The organism is Caballeronia sp., assembly GCF_028292365.1.
Taxonomy (GTDB): domain Bacteria; phylum Pseudomonadota; class Gammaproteobacteria; order Burkholderiales; family Burkholderiaceae; genus Caballeronia.
The window spans coordinates 1-6,120 of sequence record NZ_JAQGMM010000454.1; the positions used below are offsets into that span (position 1 = coordinate 1).

General features: G+C 60.3%; 6 protein-coding genes and 1 pseudogene. 2 read left to right on the forward strand and 5 right to left on the reverse strand.

What is annotated here, in order from left to right:
• Positions 1 to 501: 501 nt before the first annotated feature.
• Complete coding sequence (locus JWR14_RS26755) at positions 502 to 777, forward strand: DUF4148 domain-containing protein (RefSeq protein ID WP_299714653.1); 276 nt, start codon at positions 502 to 504, stop codon at positions 775 to 777.
• Between the two features lie 134 nt (positions 778 to 911).
• The gene (locus JWR14_RS26760; RefSeq protein WP_197500303.1) at positions 912 to 1,016 is read left to right on the forward strand and encodes a potassium ABC transporter ATPase; all 105 of its coding nucleotides are present in this window, start codon (positions 912 to 914) and stop codon (positions 1,014 to 1,016) included.
• A gap of 118 nt (positions 1,017 to 1,134) precedes the next feature.
• Here the strand turns inward: JWR14_RS26760 and JWR14_RS26765 are convergent, their stop codons facing one another.
• The 5 genes and pseudogenes from JWR14_RS26765 to JWR14_RS26785 all read right to left on the reverse strand — a co-directional run.
• Positions 1,135 to 1,989 carry a DUF1989 domain-containing protein gene (locus JWR14_RS26765; RefSeq protein ID WP_299714641.1) on the reverse strand — a complete coding sequence of 285 codons (855 nt, stop codon included), beginning with the start codon at positions 1,987 to 1,989 and terminating at the stop codon, positions 1,135 to 1,137.
• A gap of 75 nt (positions 1,990 to 2,064) precedes the next feature.
• Complete coding sequence (locus tag JWR14_RS26770) at positions 2,065 to 2,763, reverse strand: GntR family transcriptional regulator (protein WP_299714644.1); 699 nt, start codon at positions 2,761 to 2,763, stop codon at positions 2,065 to 2,067.
• Positions 2,760 to 4,271 carry an amino acid ABC transporter permease/ATP-binding protein gene (locus JWR14_RS26775; protein ID WP_299714647.1) on the reverse strand — a complete coding sequence of 504 codons (1,512 nt, stop codon included), beginning with the start codon at positions 4,269 to 4,271 and terminating at the stop codon, positions 2,760 to 2,762. Before JWR14_RS26775 ends, JWR14_RS26770 begins: the two co-directional genes overlap by 4 nt.
• A 104-nt stretch (positions 4,272 to 4,375) precedes the next feature.
• Positions 4,376 to 5,239 (reverse strand): ABC transporter substrate-binding protein, encoded by an 864-nt coding sequence (locus JWR14_RS26780; RefSeq protein ID WP_299714650.1) that lies wholly within the window; start codon positions 5,237 to 5,239, stop codon positions 4,376 to 4,378.
• Between the two features lie 675 nt (positions 5,240 to 5,914).
• A pseudogene (locus tag JWR14_RS26785) lies at positions 5,915 to 6,120 on the reverse strand (hypothetical protein); the annotation flags it as partial.

Genomic DNA, 6,120 nt, shown 5'->3' on the forward strand with positions numbered 1-6,120 from the left:
GCCTCGGGCGACCTCGACAATGGCCCGGCTGAAACCTGGAGAACAAACCCGGCTTCCGCAAGCAATCATTCCGATGATATCTCCCATATTCTTCAGGCGATTCGGGACAGCCTGAAACGTAATGATCTTGCTTCCGCCAAGGTTCTGTTGGGCGCGGTGCAAACGCTTCACAAGGACGACAGCCGCGCGCTGACACTCCAGAAAGAACTGCAGGCGCGTGAGGAAAAAACTGACGCTGCGCCTCCGGTTGCTCCACCTGAGACCCGGCCGAATACAGCCAAGTCGACACGATCTACATCTCGTTTGCCCACGAGAGCCGAACGATCGCGCGAGAGCGCATCCCCGGTTCGCGAGCATACGTTCAGCGCGTCTCGTCATTCACGGATCGTGGACGCGCCAACGATCAAAGCCCGATCGAACAGCGGTGTCAGCGGTGTAGACGCTGAAGCAACAAGCCCGGTGTTGGGAGCCGGACGGACGGATTTGAGTTCGCCGGAGGTAGTGCCGGCCTCAGCGCCCGCGATAGCCAGCACACCACCACGACCTGCGTCAGTTCGCCCAACGCCGCCCATTGAGGACGCGCAACCGGCGGCCCAGCCTGTAGTGCCAAAGCCGCTTCCAGCGCAAGCCAGTCAAGCTCCAAAGACACGTGCACAGGTGCGCGCGGAACTGGATCGAGCTCGTGCTGACGGGTCGCTTCCGCGCTTTGGTAACCCCGATCCTGCCGGACCAGGTGGCGTGCCAAGCAGTACCAAGACGGAGTTTGGCGGCGAATAACCCACCCAGGCAGAGATCAATTCACCCGGTTTTTAGCCTGTTTTGACGAGTCCTGGCGATCTCTTAACGCGTCATTGACGTGTCCTTGCCTAATCTTAAAGACAAAGACCTATAAGTCCGTCAGGAGACAAGTCATGGACCTGCTTTTCATCGGCGCAATCATCGCCTTCTGGGCCATTTCGTTCGCGATGGCGATTGGCTGCGACAAGCTTCGCCGCACATCCCATCATCGTGAATAGATCATCGTGAATAGTGCGGGTTGTAGCATTTGCGGATCTCGATTCCGGTGATGACTGGCGCCATCAAGCGGCTTGCCCGATGGCGTCACCGACGCAGAGAACATTTGCGAAGCGGCTGTCAGCAACAGCCACCGCGACCCGACGTATCGAGCCTCATTCCGTGCAGGCCGCGATAAGGTGGCACCTCCGGCGAACTCCATCCATCAAGCATCTGCGGCGCAAGCTGATAAACCTCCACGCCGAGCGGCCGGCAAACTTCGAGCGGGTCGCGCGCGTCGGGTCCCCACATCGGCAAGGACAAATCTCCGCCTGGACACGTTGACAACGCGCATAGCAAATCGATCTCCGCGAAAAATTCCAGGTAGTCACCTTTCTTTGCCGGACAGGCCTTCATGAAATATTGATCGTTCAGGTTGAGACCGGTGCACTGAAATACATTTAGTACGTCATGCACATCGAATTCGGTGAGACCGTGCTGTGCGATCGCGCGGGTCAGGTTCGAATGGCAATGGAAATCGAAATCCTCGCCGGTCAGCATCCGGTTCACATACGGATCGCAGCGCGTGCCCAACAGGTCGTGGACGCGCCCGCCATGTTCGTCGATGCCGTAGTCGGCCAGGGTGTCGTCGGTGATCGTCACGAGCGGGCGCAGATAGGGCAGGGTCGACCACAGCCGGTCGAATGTGCTCACGTGCGCCTGCTGCAACTGGCGCGTACGTGATGCCCAGAAGCGCTCGCGCGGATTGTGCAGGTTCCATATGTTGAGGTCCGCGACCTGCGGGCCTTCAATGGTCACAATCCGGAACACATGTCCGGCCGGGACCTTCCACGCATAGCCGGAACGGATTGGCACTACCGCCGAATCCACCAGCGTGCGCGTTTCATGCGCGGAGGCAACGCGGGTATAAAAGTCCCGGTCCACTTCGAGCGCAGAACCCTGGGTGACCTGATAAGCGGCAGGGTAGTTCAACATGGTTTGATATCTCCTGATTGAATCGATGCGAGGCGCCAGGCCTCGTTCGAGAAAAGGACGCTGGAAAGGCGCGGTTCAGAGAAGGTCGATCAGCGCTTCTTCCGAGCGGTCCAGGTAGTCGGAAAGTTTCTTGGCCGCCCGCTTGTGTTCTCCGGCCACGATCAGGTCGTAGAGTTCGCGGTCACGCTCGATCCACGGCAGTTGGAAACGCCGTTCGTCGGGTGCGGCGGAGAACAGCAAGCGCAACTGCGCGAGAATCGTGCGGAAGAACTGATCCAGCAGCGCGCTGCCGGTCATCTCCACAATGTGCTGATGAAAGCGGAGGCTATGGGTGCCCACGCTTCGCCAGTCTTCTTGCGACGCGGCTTGTGCGGCGGCATCGCAGGCAGCGGCCATGGCGTGCAGCACCGCCGGGTCGGGCGGGTCGGTCTTTCCGGGCAGCGCAATCGCCTGCAGTTCCAGGATGCGGCGGACCCGGAAAATGTCGCGCACGTCGGTGCGCGTGAGTGTGCGCACCACTACGCCGCGATGCCGGTAATGCACGCCCAATCCCTCGCGGCAAATCTGCCGCAGCGCCTCGCGAAGCGTATTGCGCGAGACGTCGTATGCCTTCGTGAGATCGGCTTCGGTGAGCGGAGTGCCGGGAGGCAGGTCGCCGCAGATGATCTTGTCGCGAATCTGCGTGACGATGCGGTCGGTCACGGACTCTTCTTCAATGTGCTCGGTCACGGTCTTGGCTTTAGTCGCTGCGGTCACGGAATCGGATCGGATCATGCGATTTGCAGGTCTTTAAGAAAGTGCGCGACGCGGGAATCCTTGTCGAACGCGGTCATGACGCGAGGCGCGGCGTCCGCCACGATCGAGCCATTCTCCAGGAAGATTATCCGATCCGAGATGCGGAATGCGAAATTGATCTCATGGGTGACGATCACCATGGTCATCCCCTCACGCGCGAGCTGCTCGATCACTTTCAGGACTTCGGCCACCAGTTCAGGGTCGAGCGCGGAGGTAGGTTCGTCGAACAGGACAATCGATGGTTTCATGGCCAGCGCCCGTGCAATCGCCACCCGCTGTTGCTGGCCGCCCGAGAGCTGATGCGGATACTTGTGCGCGTGAGCGGCCATTCCGACTTTTGAAAGCATCTCCATGCCGAGCGCGCGCAGCGCAGCCTTCGAGCCACGATCGTGATAGCGCGGCGCCAGCGTCACGTTGTCGAGCACGCTGCGATGCGGGAAGAGATTAAAACTCTGGAACACCATGCCGATATCGACAATGCCACGCATGTGATCGCGATGCGACACGGCTCGCCGCGCTCGGCTTGCGCCCCATTGGAACAGCTTGCCGTGCAGCACGATCTCGCCGTCGTCGAGTGCCTCCAGACCGTTGAGTGTGCGGATCAGCGAAGTCTTGCCCGACCCCGACGGCCCGATCACCGAGATGACTTCACCCGCCTGCACTTTGAGGTCGACACCTTTCAGCACTTCATGCACGCCGTAGCGTTTCCGTAAGCCGACTGCTTCAAGCGCGACGCGGCCGGTCTTTTCGACCTGTGCCGCCGGTGTGGTGGCGAGCGTGGCCGGCTCTGCCGGGCTGAACGCTGCAGGGTCCCTGCGCGCAACGTCCAGGCGCTGCTCCAGCAGTTTCAGCGCGTACCCGACCACGGTCACGATCAACACGTAGTAGAACGATACGGCGAGCATCGTCTCGAGGACCTTGAAGTTTTGCGTGTAAAGGCGCTCACCCACCAGTAATATTTCGGCGAGCGAGATCACGGACACAAGCGAGGTGAGTTTGACGATCGTAATGTATTCGTTAACGAGCGACGGCAAGGCTACGCGAAACGCCTGCGGCACGACGACCAGCCGCTGGAGACCGAGATACCCCAATCCAAGCGCCCGGCCCGCCTCGAACTGTCCTCGGCCGATGGAGAGCAGGCCGCCCCGATGAATCTCCGCTATGTACGCGGCTTCGCTGATCGACAGCGCAATCAGACCCGCCCAGAACGGATCGCCGAGCACCACGCTCGACGCCGGGAATACCTGGGGCAGGTTGTACACGAAGATCAGGAGCACCAGCAACGGCAGGCTGCGAAACAACCAGATGTAAGCGGAGCACGCCACGCGCAATGGTGCGATGCGAGACTGCTTGCCGAGTGCCAGCAGGAACCCGGCCACGATGCCAATCACCCACGTCGCGATGCTGAGTTCGACCACGCGCCAGGACGCGCTCCAGAATGCCTTGTCGGCGAGTAGCGAGACGGCGTAGTGCCAGTCAAAAATCATTCATCTGTCTCCGCAAGGCAACGCGGCGGCTCGAATGCGCCGCGTGGTCCGTGACTGGTGTGGGACTGGCGTGGATGGGTATATGACGCTCAGTCATATGACGCTTAATTCGCCGCGCCGAGTGCTTGAGCGATTTCCGCGCCGGTGGGTTCGGCGACGTTGTAGCGCTTGAGCAGCGTGGCGTACTCGCCGTCCTGCTTCATCGTGTCGAGCGCGCCCTTCACCGCCGCGAGCAAGGCGGGATCGCTCTTGGCTATACCCAGGCCGACAACCACCGGGAAAAGCGGCGTAGTGGATGTGATGGCAAGGCGCCCACTCATCTTGTCGACGGTCATTTTCGCTACGGCCGAGTCCTCAAACTGAGCATCAACAGCGTGAGCCAGCAGCGCCTGCGAAGCTTGCGGCGAGGTCTCGAACTCGCGTACATCGATCTCTGCAAGGCCCTTCGATGTACAGGTATCCTGACTGACCTTGGCCAGCTTGGGGATCCACGAGGCGCCCTTGATCGAACTGACCCGTTTGCCGCACAGTGCCTCGGGCGTCGCGGGTTTGAAACCGCTGCCAGTCAGCGCGAGGAGCGAGCCGCCAGTCTTGAAGTAGGGCACGAAATCGATCTGTTTCGCACGCTCAGGCGTGACATAGAGCGCGGACGCAATAATGTCGATGCGCTTCGCGTTGATCCCCAGGATCAGGTTGGCGAAACGCGTGTCGACGAACCGCGGCTTGAGTTGCAGGTGCGACGCGAGCGAGGCCATGAAATCCGGATCGAGTCCGGCGGGCGTGTCTCCATCCATGAACGCGTACGGCGGATAAGTCAGATCTGAGCCGATGGTAAGCGTGCCCGAGGCGATGGTGGGTGGCGCCTGCGTAGCGGCAACAGCCCCACTCTGCAGGAGCAGCAGCATCAGACCCGTGAGCCCGGCAACGAGGGCACGGCATGGCGAGAAGGACGGACGATACGCGTGCATGGACGTTCCCTTTGTGTCGAAAGGATCACTCCTGGCGATCCAGATTGTTGAACAATGTACGTAATGTTGTTCAACAAAATAAGGATGTCAAGACTTTGCGAAACGTTGGATGGAGGGTTCTGCGGTTGCCAGCGAAATGCTTGAGAAAGCAGAAAATCGCGCGTTCGACGTTCTCGGCGGAGCGTGATGGTTGCAGCGAATAGGGGTAGGAGGTTTTTAACGAGGACGTGCCGGATACCGAACATCGAACGAGGGTGATCGTGCGTGGAAGGGATCAGGCAGGAATATTTGAGCGATGGCGGGAGCGGAAGCGGACCGCGATTCCAGCCGTAAGCGGGCCATCGATCGCGCGGATTCGGTCCGGTACTGCTTTGGGAGAAAGAACACCGGTGTGGTGAGTGCGGTCCCGAAAGGGGTGATGTTTACCCTCTCGGAAGCTGCGGGGTGTCGCTGAAGGTCGCCGAGCGGCGGGCCATCAGCCCATCCCGACGAGAGCGATCTGAACAATGCGGAGAAACGCAGGGATGCAACAAATTTGCTTACACCGTTGCGGCAACGCTTCTACTTTCGTATGGACGTCGCTGATGTATTCGTGCTGTGCCGATCAGCTAGCTGAGGCAAAGAGCTCGAGGGAGGCCGCGAAACCGCCGCAAACCTCCTCGCTCTCACTGGCTCTCAATCCGCAACCTTCTCAGAATCTGGAACGGCTGTGTTTTCAGGAGCCGCTGCGTTCTCGGGAAGCGCCACATTGTCCGAAACCGCTGCTTTTTCAGGAGCTGTTTCGTTGTCAGCCGCTGCTGCGCTTTCAGAAACCGTCGCGTTTTCAGGCGCCGCCGCGTTTTCAGGACCGGCTGCCTTTTCAGGCGTCGCCGCCTTCGACG

Bases quoted from the DNA above. Each gene is read 5' to 3' on its own strand.
- JWR14_RS26760 (WP_197500303.1), top strand. From the start codon at position 912: ATGGACCTGCTTTTCATCGGCGCAATCATCGCCTTCTGGGCCATTTCG.
- JWR14_RS26780 (WP_299714650.1), bottom strand. From the start codon at position 5,239: ATGCACGCGTATCGTCCGTCCTTCTCGCCATGCCGTGCCCTCGTTGCC.
- JWR14_RS26765 (WP_299714641.1), bottom strand. From the start codon at position 1,989: ATGTTGAACTACCCTGCCGCTTATCAGGTCACCCAGGGTTCTGCGCTC.
- JWR14_RS26770 (WP_299714644.1), bottom strand. From the start codon at position 2,763: ATGATCCGATCCGATTCCGTGACCGCAGCGACTAAAGCCAAGACCGTG.
- JWR14_RS26775 (WP_299714647.1), bottom strand. From the start codon at position 4,271: ATGATTTTTGACTGGCACTACGCCGTCTCGCTACTCGCCGACAAGGCA.